Annotated in this window: 16 protein-coding genes; 15 read left to right on the top strand and 1 reads right to left on the bottom strand. The window is 52.5% G+C overall.

Features of this window, described 5'->3' with window-relative positions; all coding sequences use genetic code 11:
- The first annotated feature begins 51 nt into the window (after positions 1-51).
- The 15 genes from rimP (at position 52) to FEZ62_RS06945 (ending at position 17,476) form a co-directional block, all read left to right on the top strand.
- A complete protein-coding gene (rimP, locus tag FEZ62_RS06875) occupies positions 52-510 on the top strand; it encodes a ribosome maturation factor RimP (RefSeq protein ID WP_069897977.1) in 459 nt (152 codons plus the stop codon).
- 47 nt (positions 511-557) lie between these two features.
- Positions 558-2,039: a transcription termination factor NusA gene (nusA, locus tag FEZ62_RS06880; protein ID WP_069897976.1), complete on the top strand. Its 1,482-nt coding sequence runs from the start codon at positions 558-560 to the stop codon at positions 2,037-2,039.
- A gap of 26 nt (positions 2,040-2,065) precedes the next feature.
- The gene (gene infB, locus FEZ62_RS06885; RefSeq protein ID WP_172927227.1) at positions 2,066-4,585 is read left to right on the top strand and encodes a translation initiation factor IF-2; all 2,520 of its coding nucleotides are present in this window, start codon (positions 2,066-2,068) and stop codon (positions 4,583-4,585) included.
- Between the two features lie 109 nt (positions 4,586-4,694).
- On the top strand, positions 4,695-5,096 hold the full coding sequence (gene rbfA, locus FEZ62_RS06890; RefSeq protein WP_069897974.1) for a 30S ribosome-binding factor RbfA: 402 nt from the start codon (positions 4,695-4,697) through the stop codon (positions 5,094-5,096).
- 4 nt (positions 5,097-5,100) lie between these two features.
- The gene (truB, locus tag FEZ62_RS06895) at positions 5,101-6,018 is read left to right on the top strand and encodes a tRNA pseudouridine(55) synthase TruB (RefSeq protein ID WP_172927228.1); all 918 of its coding nucleotides are present in this window, start codon (positions 5,101-5,103) and stop codon (positions 6,016-6,018) included.
- Between the two features lie 316 nt (positions 6,019-6,334).
- Entirely contained in the window at positions 6,335-6,604 is a 270-nt protein-coding gene (gene rpsO, locus FEZ62_RS06900) for a 30S ribosomal protein S15 (protein WP_069897972.1), read from the top strand.
- Between the two features lie 265 nt (positions 6,605-6,869).
- The gene (gene pnp / locus FEZ62_RS06905) at positions 6,870-8,975 is read left to right on the top strand and encodes a polyribonucleotide nucleotidyltransferase (protein ID WP_069898540.1); all 2,106 of its coding nucleotides are present in this window, start codon (positions 6,870-6,872) and stop codon (positions 8,973-8,975) included.
- 529 nt (positions 8,976-9,504) lie between these two features.
- Entirely contained in the window at positions 9,505-10,023 is a 519-nt protein-coding gene (locus FEZ62_RS06910) for a GspH/FimT family pseudopilin (protein WP_172927229.1), read from the top strand.
- Between the two features lie 78 nt (positions 10,024-10,101).
- Complete coding sequence (gene pilV, locus FEZ62_RS20725) at positions 10,102-10,911, top strand: type IV pilus modification protein PilV (RefSeq protein WP_242454908.1); 810 nt, start codon at positions 10,102-10,104, stop codon at positions 10,909-10,911.
- Positions 10,908-11,894 carry a PilW family protein gene (locus tag FEZ62_RS06920; protein WP_172927230.1) on the top strand — a complete coding sequence of 329 codons (987 nt, stop codon included), beginning with the start codon at positions 10,908-10,910 and terminating at the stop codon, positions 11,892-11,894. The genes pilV and FEZ62_RS06920 overlap by 4 nt, the downstream gene beginning before the upstream one ends.
- The gene (locus tag FEZ62_RS06925) at positions 11,891-12,382 is read left to right on the top strand and encodes a PilX N-terminal domain-containing pilus assembly protein (protein WP_172927231.1); all 492 of its coding nucleotides are present in this window, start codon (positions 11,891-11,893) and stop codon (positions 12,380-12,382) included. The genes FEZ62_RS06920 and FEZ62_RS06925 overlap by 4 nt, the downstream gene beginning before the upstream one ends.
- A gap of 160 nt (positions 12,383-12,542) precedes the next feature.
- The gene (locus tag FEZ62_RS20920) at positions 12,543-16,106 is read left to right on the top strand and encodes a PilC/PilY family type IV pilus protein (protein WP_345940433.1); all 3,564 of its coding nucleotides are present in this window, start codon (positions 12,543-12,545) and stop codon (positions 16,104-16,106) included.
- Complete coding sequence (locus tag FEZ62_RS06935) at positions 16,106-16,561, top strand: type IV pilin protein (RefSeq protein WP_172927274.1); 456 nt, start codon at positions 16,106-16,108, stop codon at positions 16,559-16,561. The genes FEZ62_RS20920 and FEZ62_RS06935 overlap by 1 nt, the downstream gene beginning before the upstream one ends.
- A 297-nt stretch (positions 16,562-16,858) precedes the next feature.
- Positions 16,859-17,227, top strand: coding sequence for a BON domain-containing protein (locus FEZ62_RS06940; RefSeq protein WP_069897968.1), 369 nt, complete (start codon positions 16,859-16,861; stop codon positions 17,225-17,227).
- Positions 17,228-17,278: 51 nt separating this feature from the next.
- Positions 17,279-17,476, top strand: a complete 198-nt coding sequence (locus tag FEZ62_RS06945) for a CsbD family protein (protein ID WP_069897967.1) — start codon at positions 17,279-17,281, stop codon at positions 17,474-17,476.
- Positions 17,477-17,543: 67 nt separating this feature from the next.
- Here FEZ62_RS06945 and FEZ62_RS06950 read toward each other — a convergent pair whose 3' ends face one another.
- Positions 17,544-17,855 carry a DUF2845 domain-containing protein gene (locus FEZ62_RS06950; protein ID WP_069897966.1) on the bottom strand — a complete coding sequence of 104 codons (312 nt, stop codon included), beginning with the start codon at positions 17,853-17,855 and terminating at the stop codon, positions 17,544-17,546.
- Between the last annotated feature and the right edge of the window lie 2 nt (positions 17,856-17,857).

Below are 17,857 nucleotides of genomic sequence, written 5' to 3' on the forward strand. Positions count from 1 at the left end.
AGTGGGCGTTTCGCCCATTTTTTATTTGCAAAGCATGCGCGAGGGGTTCAGGTGTCGAGCAAGCTAGAACAGTTGCAGGACTTGTTGGCCCCGGTAGTCGAGGCCCTTGGTTATCAATGCTGGGGTATCGAGTTCCTGTCACAAGGGCGTCATTCGCTGCTTCGAGTCTATATTGATCAAGAAAATGGCGTGCTCGTAGAAGATTGCGAGAAAGTCAGCAGACAGATCAGTGGCGTACTTGATGTAGAGGATCCAATTTCGGCGGAATACACCCTCGAGGTGTCATCACCCGGCATGGATCGTCCACTTTTTACCTTGGAGCAGTTCGCAGCGTTTGCTGGCGAACAGGTAAAAATCAAGCTGCGCATTCCCTTCGAAGGGCGTCGTAACTTTCAAGGTCTCCTCCGCGGTATTGAGGAGCAGGACGTGGTAGTACAGGTGGATGACCACGAATTCCTGTTGCCGATCGATTCGATCGACAAGGCCAATATTATCCCCCGGTTTGATTGAGACGCGGATCCCGCGGATCCAATGGATTGCGAAAGGCGAGGCGTACGATGAGCAAAGAAGTACTGATGGTTGTCGAGTCGGTATCCAACGAAAAAGGCGTACCGGCTGGTGTTATTTTCGAGGCGCTGGAACTGGCATTAGCCACAGCGACCAAAAAGCGTTTTGAGGACGAGGTTGATTTGCGCGTGGCGATTGATCGCCATACCGGAAATTATGAAACCTTCCGTCGCTGGACGATTGTTGAAGATGCTGAGCTGGACGATCCTGCTCATCAGCTAACGCCTGACATGGAGCAAGCGCTCAAGGCCAATGCACAGGTCGGCGAAGTTCTCGAAGAGAAAATCGAGTCGATCGAGTTTGGTCGCATTGCAGCTCAGACTGCGAAGCAAGTTATTGTCCAAAAAGTTCGCGAAGCCGAGCGCGCACAGGTAGTTGAAGCCTACCGTGAGCGTCTGGGTGAAATCATTGCCGGTACTGTTAAGAAAGTCACCCGTGACAGCGTAATCGTTGATCTGGGTAACAATGCTGAAGCAGTGCTGGCACGTGAAGATATTATTTCTCGTGAGACTTTCCGGGTTGGCGCACGTGTACGTGCATTGCTCAAGGAAATTCGCACCGAGAATCGTGGTCCGCAGCTGGTGTTGTCGCGTACAGCGCCAGAGATGCTGATTGAACTGTTCCGCATCGAAGTGCCGGAGATCGCTGAAGAGCTGATCGAAGTCATGGGCGCCTCCCGGGATCCGGGTTCGCGTGCCAAGATCGCGGTACGTTCAAAGGATAAGCGTATTGATCCGCAGGGTGCCTGTATCGGCATGCGCGGTTCGCGCGTGCAGGCAGTATCCGGTGAGTTGGTTGGCGAGCGTGTTGATATCGTGCTGTGGGATGACAATCCTGCCCAGTTCGTAATCAATGCCATGTCACCCGCTGAAGTCGCTGCGATTATCGTTGACGAGGATGCCCATGCCATGGACATCGCCGTTGGCGAAGACAACCTCGCTCAAGCAATTGGGCGTGGCGGTCAAAACGTCCGTCTGGCAAGTCAGCTGACTGGCTGGACGTTGAACGTAATGACCGAGGCAGATATTCAGGCCAAGCAGCAAGCCGAAACCGGCGACATTCTGCAGAACTTCATCGACGAGCTGGAAGTTGACGAAGAACTGGCGCAGGTGTTGGTCGAAGAAGGCTTCACTACCCTGGAAGAAATTGCCTATGTACCGATGGAAGAGATGCTCAGCATTGATGGCTTCGATGAAGACATCGTCAATGAGCTGCGTTCGCGGGCAAAAGATCGCCTGCTGACTCGCGCCATCGCTACAGAAGAAAAGCTGGCAGACGCCCATCCGGCCGAAGACCTGCTCTCACTTGAGGGTATGGAAAAAGGTCTGGCACAGGAACTGGCAGTGCGCGGTGTGATTACCCGCGAAGACCTGGCCGAGCAGTCGATTGACGACCTGCTCGACATCGACGGCATCGACGAAGAGCGTGCCGGCAAGCTGATCATGGCCGCCCGAGCCCACTGGTTCGAGTAAGTTTTACGGCCTGAGGAGAGAAGTGCATGACGCAAGTCACGGTGAAAGAACTGGCCCAAGTGGTCGACACACCGGTAGAGCGCCTGCTGCAGCAGATGCGTGAGGCGGGTTTGCCGCACAGCAGTGCCGAGCAAGTTGTCACCGATAATGAGAAGCAAGCTTTGCTTGCTCATCTCAAGAGCAGCCACGGCGACAAAAAGGTTGAAGAACCGCGCAAGATTACCTTGCAGCGCAAAACCACCAGCACTCTGCGAGTTGCTGGCAGCAAGACTATCAGCGTTGAAGTACGCAAGAAGAAAACCTTCGTTAAGCGTAGCGCTGAAGAGATCGAAGCAGAGAAGCAGCGCGAGCTTGCAGAGCAACGCGCTGTGGCTGAAGCGGCGCGGGTGAAGGCTGAAGAAGAAGCCAAGCGCAAGGCTGAAGAAGAAGCCAAGCGTCAGCCGCAAGAAACGCCAGCTGCTAAGACTGCTGAGCCAGCTGCGCCAGCGCCTGCGACTACCGCTGCAGACGTAATTGGTGATGTGGCGGCTGCTGCTGAACCGGTTGTAGAAACGCGTAAAGATGATCGCAAGAAGGACGAGCCACGCCGCCCTGATAAAACGCGCAATGACGATTCCGATCGTCGTGGCGAGCGCAAGGTAGCGCATCGTCCGACCGTCAAGGAAAAGGCTCCGGCACCACGTGTTGCGCCTCGTACTGTTGACGAAGAAAGCGACGGTTTCCGTCGTGGTCGCGGCAAGTCGAAAATGAAGAAGCGCAACGCGCACGGCTTCCAAAGCCCGCAAGGGCCGGTTGTTCGTGATGTTGCCATCGGCGAAACCATCACTGTTGGCGAACTCGCTCAGCAGATGTCGGTTAAAGCGGCTGAAGTTATCAAGTTCATGTTCAAGATGGGCACTCCGGTGACTATCAATCAGGTGCTGGATCAGGAAACTGCCCAGTTGATCGCCGAAGAGCTGGGCCACAAGGTCACGCTGGTAAGCGATAACGCACTTGAAGAGCAGTTGGCTGCATCGTTGAAGTACGACGGTGAGTCGATTTCCCGTGCGCCAGTTGTGACCGTAATGGGCCACGTTGACCACGGTAAGACTTCGTTGCTCGACTACATTCGTCGTGCAAAAGTTGCTTCCGGCGAAGCGGGCGGCATTACGCAGCATATCGGTGCCTACCACGTAGAAACCGAGCGCGGCATGGTCACCTTCCTCGATACTCCGGGTCACGCTGCTTTTACCCAAATGCGTGCTCGTGGTGCCAAGGCGACTGACATCGTGATTCTGGTTGTTGCTGCAGACGACGGCGTAATGCCGCAGACCGAGGAAGCTGTTCAGCACGCGAAAGCGGCTGGCGTTCCACTGGTTGTCGCAGTCAACAAGATCGACAAGCAGGGCGCGGATCTTGATCGCATCAAGAACGACCTGGCTGGCCGCGAAGTTGTCCCGGAAGAGTGGGGTGGCAACACTCAATTCGTACCGGTTTCGGCCAAAGTTGGTACCGGTGTAGACGAGTTGCTTGAAGCCGTATTGCTGCAAGCTGAACTGCTCGAACTGAAAGCGACTCCTTCGGCTCCAGGCCGCGGTGTTGTGGTTGAATCGCGTCTTGATAAAGGTCGCGGTCCGGTTGCAACCGTGCTGGTTCAAGACGGTACGCTGCGTCAGGGCGATATGGTTCTGGTCGGCTCGAACTACGGCCGCATCCGCGCCATGATCGACGAGAACGGCAAGTCCATCAAAGAAGCTGGTCCTTCGATTCCGGTCGAAATCCTCGGCCTCGATGGCACGCCGGAAGCGGGCGACGACATGACCGTGGTTGCTGACGAGAAGAAAGCCCGTGAAGTGGCTCTGTTCCGTCAAGGCAAGTTCCGTGAAGTCAAGCTGGCACGTGCTCACGCAGGCAAGCTGGAAAACATCTTCGAGAACATGGGCCAGGAAGAGAAGAAGACGCTTAACATCGTCCTCAAATCTGACGTTCGTGGCTCGTTGGAAGCGTTGCAAGGCTCGCTCAGCGGCCTGGGTAACGACGAAGTTCAAGTGCGTGTAGTGGGCGGCGGCGTTGGTGGTATCACCGAAAGCGACGCTAATCTGGCACTGGCTTCCAACGCTGTATTGTTCGGCTTCAACGTTCGTGCCGATGCTGGCGCGCGCAAGATCGTCGAGCAAGAGTCGCTGGATATGCGTTATTACAACGTCATCTACGACATCATCGAAGACGTTAAGAAGGCCCTGACCGGCATGCTCGGCAGCGATGTTCGCGAGAACATTCTGGGTACTGCCGAAGTACGTGACGTGTTCCGTTCGCCTAAGTTCGGCGCGATTGCCGGTTGCATGGTTATTGAAGGTGTTGTGCACCGTAACCGTCCAATCCGTGTACTGCGCGACGACGTGGTTATCTACGAAGGCGAACTCGAGTCGCTGCGTCGCTTCAAAGACGACATGGCTGAAGTGCGTAACGGCATGGAATGCGGTATTGGCGTTAAGAGCTACAACGACGTCAAGGTCGGCGACAAGATCGAAGTGTACGAGAAAGTCCAGGTGGCTCGTAGCCTGTAAGGCACCTGCCGCAACATGCAACGCCCGGCCCTGCTTAAGCACGGCCGGGCGTTTGCCGCTTCTGAGTCCCATGCTTTTTCAGGCATTGAGACCGTAAAAGGTAGTAAAAATGGCAAAAGAATATAGCCGTGCCCAGCGTATCGGCGACCAGATGCAGCGCGAGCTGGCGCAGTTGATTCTCCGCGAAGTCAAAGATCCTCGCGTCAGTGGTCTGGTCACAGTTACCGCTGTTGAAGTCAGCCGTGACGCCAGCCACGCCAAAGTGTTTATCACGATCATGGGTTCAGAGATTGACGATGAGAGCATCCGTCAGAGCGTAAAAGTGCTCAACGATGCCAGCGGCTTTCTACGCATGCAGTTGGGCAAGGCAATGAAGCTTCGCAGCGTGCCGAACCTGCGCTTCCATTATGACGAGAGCGTTATTCGTGGTGCGCAATTGTCTGCATTGATCGAGCGCGCCGTAACTGAAGATCGTCAGCATGACGACGAAGCAACCGACGCCAAGGAGTAAGCACGTGGCCCAGGTTAAGCGTATTCGTCGCAAAGTAGACGGCATCATTCTGCTGGATAAGCCGAAGGGCTTCAGCTCCAATGCCGCCTTGCAGAAAGTCCGCTGGTTGCTCAATGCTGAAAAAGCCGGTCACACCGGCAGTCTCGACCCTTTGGCGACTGGCGTGTTGCCGCTGTGTTTTGGCGAAGCCACCAAGTTTTCGCAATACCTGCTCGATGCCGACAAAGGCTACGAGACGCTGATGCAGTTGGGTGTTACGACAACCACAGCTGACGCTGAAGGTGAAGTGATCGAGCGTAAGCCAGTCACCGTAAGTGGCAGCGATATTGAGGCTGTATTGCCGCAGTTTCGTGGCGACATCAGCCAGATCCCGCCGATGTACTCGGCGCTCAAGCGTGACGGCCAGCCGCTTTACAAGCTGGCGCGTGCGGGTGAAGTAGTCGAGCGCGAGCCGCGTGCAGTGAATATTGCGCGTTTGGAGTTGCTTGGCTGCGAAGGCGAAGTGGCACGTTTGGCTGTCGAGTGCAGCAAAGGTACTTATATCCGCACACTGGTCGAAGATATCGGTCACTTGCTGGGTTGCGGCGCACACGTTGCAGAACTGCGCAGAACCAAGGCCGGTCCTTTCGACTTGACCCAAACCGTCAGCCTTGAAGAGCTTGAAGCTGTTCACGCTGAAGGTGGCAACGAGGCAGTCGATCGCTTCCTGCACCCGGTTGATAGCGGTCTGGAACATTGGCCTTTGCTACAGTTCTCCGAGCACAGTTCGTTCTACTGGTTGCAAGGCCAGCCGGTACGCGCACCTGAAGCGCCGAAGTTCGGCATGGTTCGGGTGCAGGATCATAATGGTCGTTTCATCGGTATCGGTGAAGTCGGCGAAGACGGTCGCATTGCGCCCCGTCGCTTGATTCGCTCAGAGTGAATAATTCGTAGTAGAATATCTGGCTGAATGAGTGCTTCGGTGCTCAGGTAGCTTCAAAGCAAGATTTAAGTGCCGCTTAGAGCGTCGCGAGCGAAGGCAGAGCAAGGCAAAAAGCCTCGAAGGAGCGGAGTTCACTCATGTGAATGAGCATCTTGAGAGACTTTTTAACGCAGCTATGTCGAGTGCAGCAGCTATAAGGGGTACTTAACAAGAGGGTGGCTGTTAGTAGGCACGGTCATACCTCATTTTAAAACATGGGAAGCAGTTCCCAGCCTATTGCGACCGTTTACGGTTGCTTAATTGAGAGGAAGCCACCATGGCACTCAGCGCAGTAGAAAAAGCCCAAATCGTAACTGACTACCAACAAGCTGCTGGCGATACTGGTAGCCCAGAAGTGCAAGTTGCACTGCTGTCCGCCAACATCAACAAGCTGCAAGGCCACTTCAAGGCCAACGGTAAAGATCACCACTCGCGTCGTGGTCTGATCCGTATGGTTAACCAGCGTCGTAAGCTGCTGGACTACCTGAAGGGTAAAGATGTTAGCCGTTACAGCGCCCTGATCGGTCGCCTGGGTCTGCGTCGCTAAGCAATGCTTGCACGTAGCTGAAGCTGAAGCTGGAAGTGGGTTTATCCCACTTCCAGCTTTTTGCGTTTAAGCTACCCGTGTTTTGGACAGTGCCGGGCCGAATCCCGCAGCTGCCCACGAAAAGTTTGACGCTGTTGCTGCAGTCGAATCTGCATTCAACAGTCGCTACATGGAACCGCCTCATCACGCCGAAATGCCAAGCGCAGGCGTTTTGCAGAGCGTTCCAAAAGGTTTCCCCAAGGGCAATATAGAAAAGGAAAACACCGTGAACCCGGTAATTAAGAAGTTTCAATTCGGTCAGTCGACCGTAACTCTCGAGACGGGCCGTATCGCTCGTCAAGCGTCTGGCTCTGTGCTGGTTACCGTCGATGACGACGTTGCCGTTCTGGTTGCTGTAACTGGCGCCAAAACTGCTGACCCAAGCAAAGGCTTTTTCCCGCTGTCAGTTCACTATCAGGAAAAAACCTACGCAGCCGGTAAAATCCCAGGCGGTTTCTTCAAGCGTGAAGCACGTCCTTCCGAGAAAGAAACCCTGACTTCGCGTCTGATCGACCGTCCGATCCGTCCGCTGTTCCCAGAAGGCTTCCAGAACGAAGTGCAGGTTATCTGCACCGTGATCTCAACCAGCAAGAAGACAGATCCGGACATCGCTGCGATGATCGGTACTTCGGCTGCTCTGGCTATTTCGGGTATTCCGTTCAATGGCCCAATCGGCGCCGCTCGCGTAGCGTTCCACCCAGAAACAGGCTACCTGCTGAACCCTACCTACGAGCAGCTTCAGGCTTCCAGCCTGGACATGGTTGTAGCCGGTACTAAAGACGCCGTGCTGATGGTTGAATCGGAAGCTAAAGAGCTGACCGAAGACCAGATGCTGGGCGCAGTACTGTTCGCCCACGACGAATTCCAGGCTGTGATCGACGCTGTTGCCGAGCTGGCTGCCGAAGCCGCCAAGCCGACTTGGGACTGGCAGCCAAAGGCTGAGAACGTTGAGCTGCTGAACGCTATCCGTAGCGAGTTTGGCGCTGCAATCTCACAGGCTTACACCATCACCGTTAAGCACGAGCGATATGCGCGCTTGGGCGAGCTGCGCAACGAAGTCGTTGCCAAGTTCTCGGGTGAAGAAGGCCAGCCGACTGCCGGCGAAGTTAAAGAAGTCTTCGGCGAAATCGAATACCGCACCGTGCGCGAGAACATCGTTAACGGCCAGCCGCGTATCGACGGCCGTGACACCCGTACTGTCCGTGGCCTGAATATCGAAGTGGGTGTTCTCGACAAGACTCACGGTTCTGCGCTGTTCACCCGTGGTGAAACTCAGGCGTTGGTTGTTGCCACGCTGGGTACTGCCCGTGACGCACAGCTGCTCGACACTCTTGAAGGCGAGCGTAAAGACCCGTTCATGCTGCACTACAACTTCCCTCCGTACTCGGTAGGTGAGTGTGGTCGTATGGGCGCTACTGGTCGTCGCGAAATCGGTCACGGTCGTTTGGCGCGTCGTTCTATCGCGGCCATGCTGCCAGCGGCTGATGAGTTCCCGTACACCATTCGTGTGGTATCGGAAATCACTGAATCCAACGGCTCAAGCTCGATGGCCTCGGTTTGCGGTGCATCGCTGGCTCTGATGGACGCTGGTGTGCCGATGAAGGCGCCGGTTGCCGGTATCGCTATGGGTCTGGTTAAGGAAGGCGAGAAGTTCGCTGTTCTGACCGACATCCTGGGTGATGAAGATCACCTCGGCGACATGGACTTCAAAGTAGCGGGTACTGCTAAAGGTGTTACCGCGCTGCAGATGGACATCAAGATCCAGGGCATCACCGAAGAAATCATGGAAATCGCGTTGGGCCAGGCCCTTGAAGCGCGCCTGAACATTCTCGGCCAGATGAACCAGGTTATCGCCGAGTCGCGTACAGAGTTGTCGGCTAACGCCCCAACCATGATCGCGATGAAGATCGATCAGGACAAGATCCGTGATGTGATCGGTAAAGGCGGCGCGACAATCCGTGCAATCTGTGAAGAAACCAAAGCTTCGATCGACATCGAAGACGACGGTAGCATCAAGATCTTCGGCGAAACCAAAGATGCAGCAGAAGCCGCTAAGCAGCGCGTTCTGGGCATCACTGCAGAAGCTGAAATCGGCAAGATCTACGTCGGTAAAGTTGAGCGTATCGTTGACTTCGGTGCCTTCGTAAACATCCTGCCGGGCAAAGACGGTCTGGTGCACATCTCTATGCTGAGCGATGCTCGCGTTGAGAAAGTGACCGACATTCTCAAAGAAGGTCAGGAAGTTGAAGTACTGGTACTGGACGTGGACAACCGCGGTCGTATCAAGCTGTCGATCAAAGACGTTGCTGCTGCTAAAGCGTCCGGCGTTTAATCGCAGATTGCTGTATGGGTGCTTGATTGAAAACAGCCTGCACTGAGGCATTTGAACACCTCAGGTAAATAGCTGTAGTCACCAGCACTGGAAATCCGATGCCCTAACAGGCATCGGATTTTTTTTTGGCTTTCGAAAAGTGGTCCTGGCGTTTTAACTGGTAGATCAGATACCCAGCGCCAAGGCTTGTGTGTTGTGAGGGTGAATTAGTGCGCGCCCGGCGCACGCAGATGCCGACTTTGCCCTGCCTGGTACAGCTCGATGACTGCAGCGAAGGCGATAGGGAATAACCCTGATCTAGGCTATAACGCTTGCGCCGCAGGTCGGGCTCGGCCGAGTTCTGTTTTCAAATATCACCAGTGCCTGATCTTTCGGTCTGTGCGGTCAGGCGGCTCTCAGTGTTATCAAACAGTTAGCTTTGAATAAATAGCAATAGATGTGTGCTGCATTGCACTTTGGCACTCTATTTGGTCAGGTTTGAGTCTCATGCGTAAGGAATTACTGGAATCCGAAATTAAAAGGTAGACACGTGAAGAGCCAAGTGCAGGCAGCATTCAGTTTGATCGAGTTGCTGACAACAATTGCAGTGCTTGCGATTTTGGTAAGTATAGCGGCGCCCAGTATGAGTAGCTGGGTACAGCGCGAACGAAATAACAGTCACATGAATGAATTATTAAGCGGGATTCGATTTGCTCGCGCCAGTGCGATCACCCGTAATGGCACAGTAACTGTCTGTTCTGGGGTTGTGACGTGCACAGATGAGTCAAATTGGACGTCCAACGTTATGGTGTTTGCTGATTCCAATAATGACGGTGAGATGGATGAAGGGGATGAATTGTTGCGCATGTTCAGCATCTCAAAACCCTATCACTGGAATTGGAGCAACTTCAGAGGCAAAGCGTATTTAAGTTTCAAACCTAACGGCATGACACACAGCATGAATGGAACCTTCACCTTGTGTGATGGAAGTAAAGAGGCTAGCCGTGCCGTAATTAATACCGCGGGCAGGCTCAGGGTCGAAAGCGCCGCTGCAGCAAACCCGTGTTGATAACGACAAAGGATAAAGTCGTTATGAATAGATTGCCGGCTCTTAATACAAGACTTTGAATGAGTCAGGGAAGATAAATTGTTAATACAAGGACTGCGTATCTTTGCGCTTGAACACACCTTTACAGGGTTTTCCGGCACTATGCTTTTTTCGGCGGCAAAAGCCAATTCACTCGTGCTTGATACTCTTGGCCTGAGTAACAAGCAGTCCTTCGCTTGTTCAATAATTGGCGCGTATGGATCATCTGAACGCATCGAGATGCGCTGCGGCGGTCGCGTAACGGGTGGTAATGGAGAGAGCCTGAGCAGCTGCACTGTAAATACAGCAGACGCTATGCAGCTGAGCAATCCCAGCCTTGCTTCAACGTGGGCAAGGCAACCGCCGCCCGGGAGGCACGACAGTAATGGGTGCATAATCGTTGAAAGGCCTCATCTGGCGATGAACAACACGCAGCAGGGTGTGAGTTTGATCGAGGTACTGATCACGCTGCTGGTGTTGTCGGTTGGGCTAATCGGCTTGGCCGGGCTGCAAATGGTCAGCATTCAAGCCAATAAGAGCGCGTATTACCGCTCTCAAGCCACCTTGCTTGCTTACGACATGGCCGACCGCATGCGCGCAAATCAGGTGCAAGCGAACACCGATGTTTACTTCCTCAATTTTCCGGCTTCATCAACAGCGCATGAGGTCTCAGGCAACCAGGCGAATAAGGATCTCAGTGAATGGCTTAATGCCTTGGCGCAGACCTTACCTGATGGAACTGCAGCGATAAGTCGCGAAGAGCGATTACTCAGCATATCAATTCGTTGGAACGACAACCGTGGGCGGGTTAAGGCCCGATCTGACACCCAGCCATACACCGAAACATTCGTTTATCGAACTGAAATATGAGCCATTCACTGATCTCCCGACAGTATGGGCTTTCGCTCGTCGAGCTGATGGTAAGCATGGTCATCGCCCTGATTCTTATGCTGGGTGTGATGCAAGTATTTCTAAGCACCAAGCAGACGTATTCGACTAACAGTTCATTGTCCCGGATTCAGGAGAGCGGTCGATTTTCAATCGGTTTTCTTACTGTGGCCATCAGGGGGCTGGGTTTCACGGGATTGTGTTTTACGCCTGAGTCTAACCACCTGACCGCGAGTCAAACCACCAGCCTGGAATTGGATCAGCCACTAAAGGGCTGGGATGATGTTGAGCGTAAACCTGCCCACCTCAATGGCACGCCTATCAAGGGAACTGACGTTCTTCTGGTCAAGTATGCTGCGGGCTCAAGCAGTCTTGAGGCTGCCTTAAGCAACACAGCGGCGAGTGATTCTGTGCGCTTGCTTGAGCCTTCTGCAATCGATTATGGCGCCGTTGCACTGATTACAGATGGCCTGGGTTGTGATCTGTTCTTGAATGCAGCAACAGCAAGCGACAAAACAATATCAAAGCATGATGCCTCGAAACCTTGGAGTCGCGCTTACTCCGAGGAGATAGACGTTCTCGGCGTGCACCATGCCACGTATTACATACGTGAAAATCTGAGTGGTAACTCTTCACTATTCAGGCAGCGATTGAACCCTCAAAAAGCACTGGGTGAATTGAAGTGGACAACTGAAGAGTTGATCGAAAATGTTCAGGATATGCAATTAAGTTACGGTTTATCGGGAGAGGATAAACAAGTGACTCGCTATGTTTCAGCTGATCAAGTGCCAGATTGGCAGCGTGTGGTATCTGTACATGTCGAACTTCTAGTTGTCAGTCCGCAATTAAATGTCGTCACAGAGAATCAAACAGTAAGGTTTAATGGTTTGGAATTGGAAATACCCAAGCGACAATTGGCTGAGGTTTTTTCTAACACAGTGAGTATCAGGAATCGCCTGCCATGAAAACACTGCAGCAGGTTGAGTTTATTAACCCCCAGCGTGGGGCGGTCCTCATTGTTGCGCTTATTATGTTATTGATACTGACTATAATTGCAGTGTCGAGTATGCAGGGGACATCCCTGCAAGAAACCATGGCCGGCAGTGCGCGTGATGAAAACTTGGCTTTTCAAGCCTCTGAAGCTGCTTTGCGTGAGGGCGAGCGCACAGCGATTAATCAGTTTCTAACTGCTGATATAAACGATCTCAGGGACGAGCCGATTACCGGAACTTATGAAAACTTTCCGGGCGTTGTCCAGCCTCCGGAGTATAAAGTCATTTTAGTTGATGTTGTCGACTTTACCACTAAAGCCGGCGAGCCGAAGGTTGCGGACGGCGCCCTAACGCGGATTGAGTCAACCGGTTTTGGGAAAAGTATAGCGGCTGATAACACGCCTGTATCTCAGGCTAAATTAGTATCTAATTTTATAGTTGAGTTTAAAGATGGAGAGTGAAGTCGAACGGATACGACGCTGGCGTAATGGGGGCGGGCTTATCGTTGCTGCTATATCGTGTGGTCGCCGTTCGGTTTGGAGGTTATGCTGTTATTCTGTATTTATAAGTCCGGCTTTTGCTCAGGTCGCTCAGACGCCCCTTATTCTTGGCAGCAATACAGTGCCTGGCAATCTTGCCTTAGTTCCTTCGGTTGAGTTTCCAACAGTTATCAATGTTGCCAACATAGCCAATAAATTCGTCGAAGGGAGTGATTATGTAGGTTATTTTGATAGCGACAAGTGTTATGAATATAACCGGCAAAGCGTTAGACATGTTTATTTTGGGTTAATAACAGGGGCGGAAGGGGGGGGATACTTTACGCCAGTGAGTCATGGACGCTCATGTGCAGGGAAATGGAGTGGTAATTACCTCAACTGGGCGACCACACAGACCATTGACCCCTTTAGAAAGGCTCTGACGGGTGGCTATCGCTCTGTGGATACAGCGTCACAAACTATTCTGGAGAAAGCAACTCGTGATGATCGCGATGGAAGTGATGGGAAGGATACTCGATTTTACGATCGTACCGTGACGGGAAGAAATGTTATCAGCCGAATCTCTCCTTATCAGTCTAACTCGTTACGCAGTTCAGTTGTTTCTTCTAACCCGAATGCGAGCGCACGCGCTAAAAAATATCAGCTCAACAAGGCTCTTGCGATCGGCGTTGGTAAAAATAAGCACTATTATTCTGTACGGGTTGAGGTGTGTAAGAATCCCTCGCTGTTGGAAGATAATTGCGTGCGCTACGGTAATCATTGGAAGCCGGAAGGATTAATCCAACGGTATGCAGCTGATATTCGTTTTAGCGCTTTTAGCTATCTGAATATTGATAATGATAATGATAATAAGAATGGAGGTGTTCTTCGCTCCCAGCAAACCTATGTAGGTCCTCTCATGCGCGAGCCAGACTCGCCAGGACTCGTTAATAACTCAGGAGTTGAGTGGGACTCGGTGAGTGGCGTGATCTATAAAAATCCGCTGAATAATAAAATTGGTAATAGTGGTGTTATTAATTATATTAATAAGTTCGGGGAGCTCACTAATCAACACAAGCTGTATGATCCCGTTAGTGAGCTTTATTATACAGCGTTACGCTATTTCAAGAAGCAGGGGAATGTAGCGGCCTACTCATCGGCATCAAATGATATTCAAAGGGATAAATTTCCGGTGATTACAAAATGGGACGATCCGATCCAATACGCATGCCAGAATAACTTTATTTTAGGAATCGGCGATGTGCATACCCACGAGGATCAAAACTTGCCTCACAGTGATGATCGCTTAAATGTTCGCCGGTATACGCAAAAAGTTTTTGATTTAGAAGGTATTAACAAGTCTGCTGGTGCGCAATTCACTGAATATAATAACTCGGCTTTCATCGCTGGAATGGCCTATTACGCAAATACGTCTGATATTCGACCGGATTTACCGGGTAAGCAAACTATTTCGACCTATTGGGTTGATGTGCGTGAGAAGAAAAAATTACAGCCTAGAAAGAATAACCAGTACTGGTTAGCTGCAAAATACGGAGGCTTCGATGTACCTGACGACTTTGGTAACCCGCTCCAGCGTAGCCGTCCACTGGTCAGGGCTTGGTGGCATACTAACAATCAGCGTCTAAGCACTAATGATTTGAGGCCCGATAATTTTTATGTGGCCAGTGATGCTGCCAATATGGTCGCGGGGTTAACCCGTGCTTTTGCGCAAATAGCCAACGAAGTCACGAGCACCACGACCTCTCTCGCCACTAACTCGACGCGGATTTCAACCGACAGTGCTATCTTCCAGTCGCGCTTCAACAGCAAAGCATGGAGCGGTGATTTGCTTGCCAAGCGTATCGACGCAGATGGCCCTGCTTCTGAAGAGCCGCTGTGGAGCGCTGCGCAAAAGTTGGATGCGATCAAGGATATTACTCAGCGCAATATCCTGACTGTCCTCCCGCCGACCGGAACGGCTAATGTGGGTGGACATATTGCCTCTCAGGGCGTCGAGTTCACTTGGAACGCTTTGAGTCGCGAGCAGCAACAACAGCTAACGCTGGACGACGAGAGCAGCGCAACTGCCAAGTTGCGGCTTGAGTATCTTCGGGGCGATCGCTCGCAAGAGATAACCGATAAGATTCGCAGCCGTCCTTTCCGTCAGCGTGGCAGTCGCCTAGGCGACATCGTCAACTCCGATCCTCAATACCTGCATCATCAAAACTTTGGCTACGCCACCCTTAAATGGTCGAGCGGAACGGTCGGCCAAGCCTACAAAACCTTTCGCTCAAGCAATAAATACTTGAAGCGCTCCCCGCTTGTCGTCGTAGGTGCAAACGACGGAATGCTCCACGGCTTTGATGCAACGAGCGATGATGACGGCGGTAAAACACTCGGTGGCCGTGAGCTTTTCGCCTATGTACCTGCCAGTCTGTTTGGCAAGCTGCCAGCGTTAAGTGATCCAAATTATACGCACCGCTATTTCGTCGATGGCACGCCAAGAGTCGGCGATGTGTGGCTGGGCTCCCGTTGGGCTAGCGTTGTAGTTGGTAGTGGTGGCGCCGGCGGCAACAGTATTTTCGCCCTCGATGTTACCGACCCGGAAAATGTGGGCTCCAACAGCGTTCTGTGGGAATTCAGCCATCCGCGCATGGGTTATAACTTAGGGCAGCCCACGCTGGTTGCCTTACCCAATGAGCGATTTGCGGTGCTGGTCACCAGTGGTTACCACGATACCGAGCCCGATAACGACGGCAAACTGTGGGTATTGGATGTTAAGGATGGGCATGTGATCCGCGAGATAAACTTGCCTACCAGCGCTAACCTGGGCTCCCCATTAGCCTCTGACACCAACCGTGACCTTGTTGCCGATCGTGCTTATGTGGCGGATACGGCTGGAAATCTCTGGCGCATTGATCTTGCGGATAAAGATCCTGCGAAATGGGGCATTCCGTCCAGTCTTGCTGATGGGCCTCTATTCATCGCGAAAGATAAAAATGGCCAACGCCAAGCCATTACGGCGCCTTTAACTTCTGGGTTCAACCAGAAAAATCAGCACATGGTTTTCTTTGGAACCGGCAGTTTCTACCGCACAACCGACAACGAAATCCCCAGCGAGCCAGCGGTTGAGACGTTTTATGGGCTGATTGATGAAGGTAAGGCCATTGTGGGTCGAAGTCGTCTTTTGCAGCAAACAATCTTTGAGGAGCGAACACTGGCGGGTGGATTGAATGTTCGGGCGATCACCGACCATGAGCTAACCACTGAGCCCGGTTGGTATATGGATCTGGTTCTGGAGGGTGGCAGTGGCAAGGGTGAGCGTGTAATCGCCGAGGCGACTGTGCGCAGTCAGCAGATCATCATCACCACGATGACTCCTTCGGCAGACCCCTGTGCTTTCGGAGGCAATAGTTGGGTCATGGCTGTTGTTCGTGACAGCGGCTCACGACTGGACTCGGTCTACTTCGATACAAACCATGATGCGCTCTTTGATCACCAAGACATGTTCGATGCAAATGGTGAGCTCATCCCGTGGTCCGGTATCTCTTATGAACTCGAGGGTGTGATCAAAGGGGTCAAGGTTGCTTACGAGGATGATCAACTAGTTTTGTATTACGTGGACTCAGATGGAAACTTGAGCAAAATCCCTGTTGCCACTGTATTGAACACTGCCCGCCAGTCTTGGCGCGAAGTGAAGCCACTATGATGCAGTCTCGACAAGCTGCCGGCCCACCGAAGTGTCATGCGAGCAGTGGCTTTACCTTGATCGAACTGATGATCGTTGTTGCCATTATTGGAATCATCAGCGCTATCGCCTATCCCTCTTATGTCGATCATGTTCGGCGTGCCAAGCGATCCGAAGCGCACACTGCCTTGATGGAGCTAGCCCAGCACATGGAGCGCTTCTACACCGCCAACGGCGGTTATCTCGACAGCAACAGCCAACCACCAACGCTGCCGTTCAGTTATGCGCCTAAGGCAGGCAGCAAAATTTATTCGCTCGGTTTCGCAAAGGGCAGCCCTACCGCCAACGGGTATGTCCTGCAAGCGAGGCCGGAAGGGATGATGCGTGATGATATTTGCGGTGTGCTCACTCTGAGCCACACAGGCGTCAAAGGCCAGGATGATGGGGCGAATCTGGCAACCTGTTGGCGGCGCTGAATGTAAACAACCCAGCGCCAGAGAAAGCGCTGATCAGTCGAGTTTGTCGATTCGTTCGAATCTACGGCCTGTTTTGTAGTGGCTGGCCCTCAGTGACTGCGCATTCGTGCAAGTTGCCCGATAAAAAATGATCAACCTTGCGAATCGCAAGACATGCTCATATTGGTGTTTTTTTAAGTTGTTGTTTTATAACGATTTTTTATTTTTAAAAAGCTGGCACAGCGATTGCGATAGTAATGGTGTGTCTGCAACGCGGTATCGCTTGCAGGTCTTCTTAAATAAATGGAGTTGTGAATTATGAAACAGCCAATCAATAAGTTCGTCATTGCCGCCGCTGCTGCAACCACCCTGAGCTTGTCGCTGGCGGGTTCAGCTTTCGCCGCTAGCGAGAGCGCTGTACAGCCAACAATGCTGGCAGCTAATACCAGCATGGATCAGGCTGAAGAAGTGGTTACCGATACCTGGATCACTAGCAAGGTCAAGTCGACTCTGCTGGCTGATGACACCCTGAGTGGTCTGGACATTAAAGTCGAAACCAACAAAGGCGTAGTGTCTTTGACAGGTGTTGTTGCCAACGATTCCGAGCGTGATCTGGCCGTTGCCAAGACCAAAGAGATTAAAGGTGTCACAGACGTATCTGCTGATGGCCTGAAAACAGCTGACTAAACGAATTCGTTTATTCGAGCTTCAGCCATTACTTACCTAGAGGGACTTAAGATGAACAGCGATGTTATTAAAGGCAAGTGGAAACAGTTGAATGGTCGCATCAAGGAACGTTGGGGCAACCTGACAGATGACGATGTAGATGTTGCTGAGGGTCACAGTGAGTACCTCGTAGGTAAGCTCCAAGAGCGTTATGGCTGGAGCAAGGAGAAGGCTCAGGAAGAGCTGCGTGACTTCAGCGGTAAGCTGTAGACACTTGGTAGAGAAAGCCCGGCATTTATTGCCGGGCTTTTTTATGCGCGCAATTGGGGTTTGAGCATCAACGCCTGCGGGCGCTTTTGACCCGCTTCAGGCGTCCGCCCTCGAAGCGCAAATAATGGTACATCCCGTTGGTGGGGCCATAGCTCCATTCTTCAACCTCCAGCTCCTGGCTATAGCCCCAGGCGTCCCGGACTTCGATGTAGCCGAGAAAATCCCGGCTGATCGGTTCACCGCACTTCTGTAGCACCTCGCTGGTGGGGTCACCACTTGTGACCAAGGCACTTGAGCAGCGCATGCTGGCGGCGTGCGCATATCCGCTGAGCAATATCAGCGAGATGAGCAGGCTTGAGCACTTGATTGGTTTGCACATAG

The sequence above is a fragment of the Pseudomonas sp. MS19 genome (assembly GCF_013277615.1).
GTDB lineage: Bacteria > Pseudomonadota > Gammaproteobacteria > Pseudomonadales > Pseudomonadaceae > Aquipseudomonas > Aquipseudomonas marincola.

Coding starts and splice junctions, on each gene's coding strand:
- nusA (WP_069897976.1), top strand. CDS start 558: ATGAGCAAAGAAGTACTGATGGTTGTCGAGTCGGTATCCAACGAAAAA.
- FEZ62_RS06950 (WP_069897966.1), bottom strand. CDS start 17,855: ATGTGCAAACCAATCAAGTGCTCAAGCCTGCTCATCTCGCTGATATTG.
- infB (WP_172927227.1), top strand. CDS start 2,066: ATGACGCAAGTCACGGTGAAAGAACTGGCCCAAGTGGTCGACACACCG.
- rbfA (WP_069897974.1), top strand. CDS start 4,695: ATGGCAAAAGAATATAGCCGTGCCCAGCGTATCGGCGACCAGATGCAG.
- FEZ62_RS06925 (WP_172927231.1), top strand. CDS start 11,891: ATGAAAACACTGCAGCAGGTTGAGTTTATTAACCCCCAGCGTGGGGCG.
- FEZ62_RS06940 (WP_069897968.1), top strand. CDS start 16,859: ATGAAACAGCCAATCAATAAGTTCGTCATTGCCGCCGCTGCTGCAACC.
- FEZ62_RS06920 (WP_172927230.1), top strand. CDS start 10,908: ATGAGCCATTCACTGATCTCCCGACAGTATGGGCTTTCGCTCGTCGAG.
- rpsO (WP_069897972.1), top strand. CDS start 6,335: ATGGCACTCAGCGCAGTAGAAAAAGCCCAAATCGTAACTGACTACCAA.
- FEZ62_RS06935 (WP_172927274.1), top strand. CDS start 16,106: ATGCAGTCTCGACAAGCTGCCGGCCCACCGAAGTGTCATGCGAGCAGT.
- FEZ62_RS06945 (WP_069897967.1), top strand. CDS start 17,279: ATGAACAGCGATGTTATTAAAGGCAAGTGGAAACAGTTGAATGGTCGC.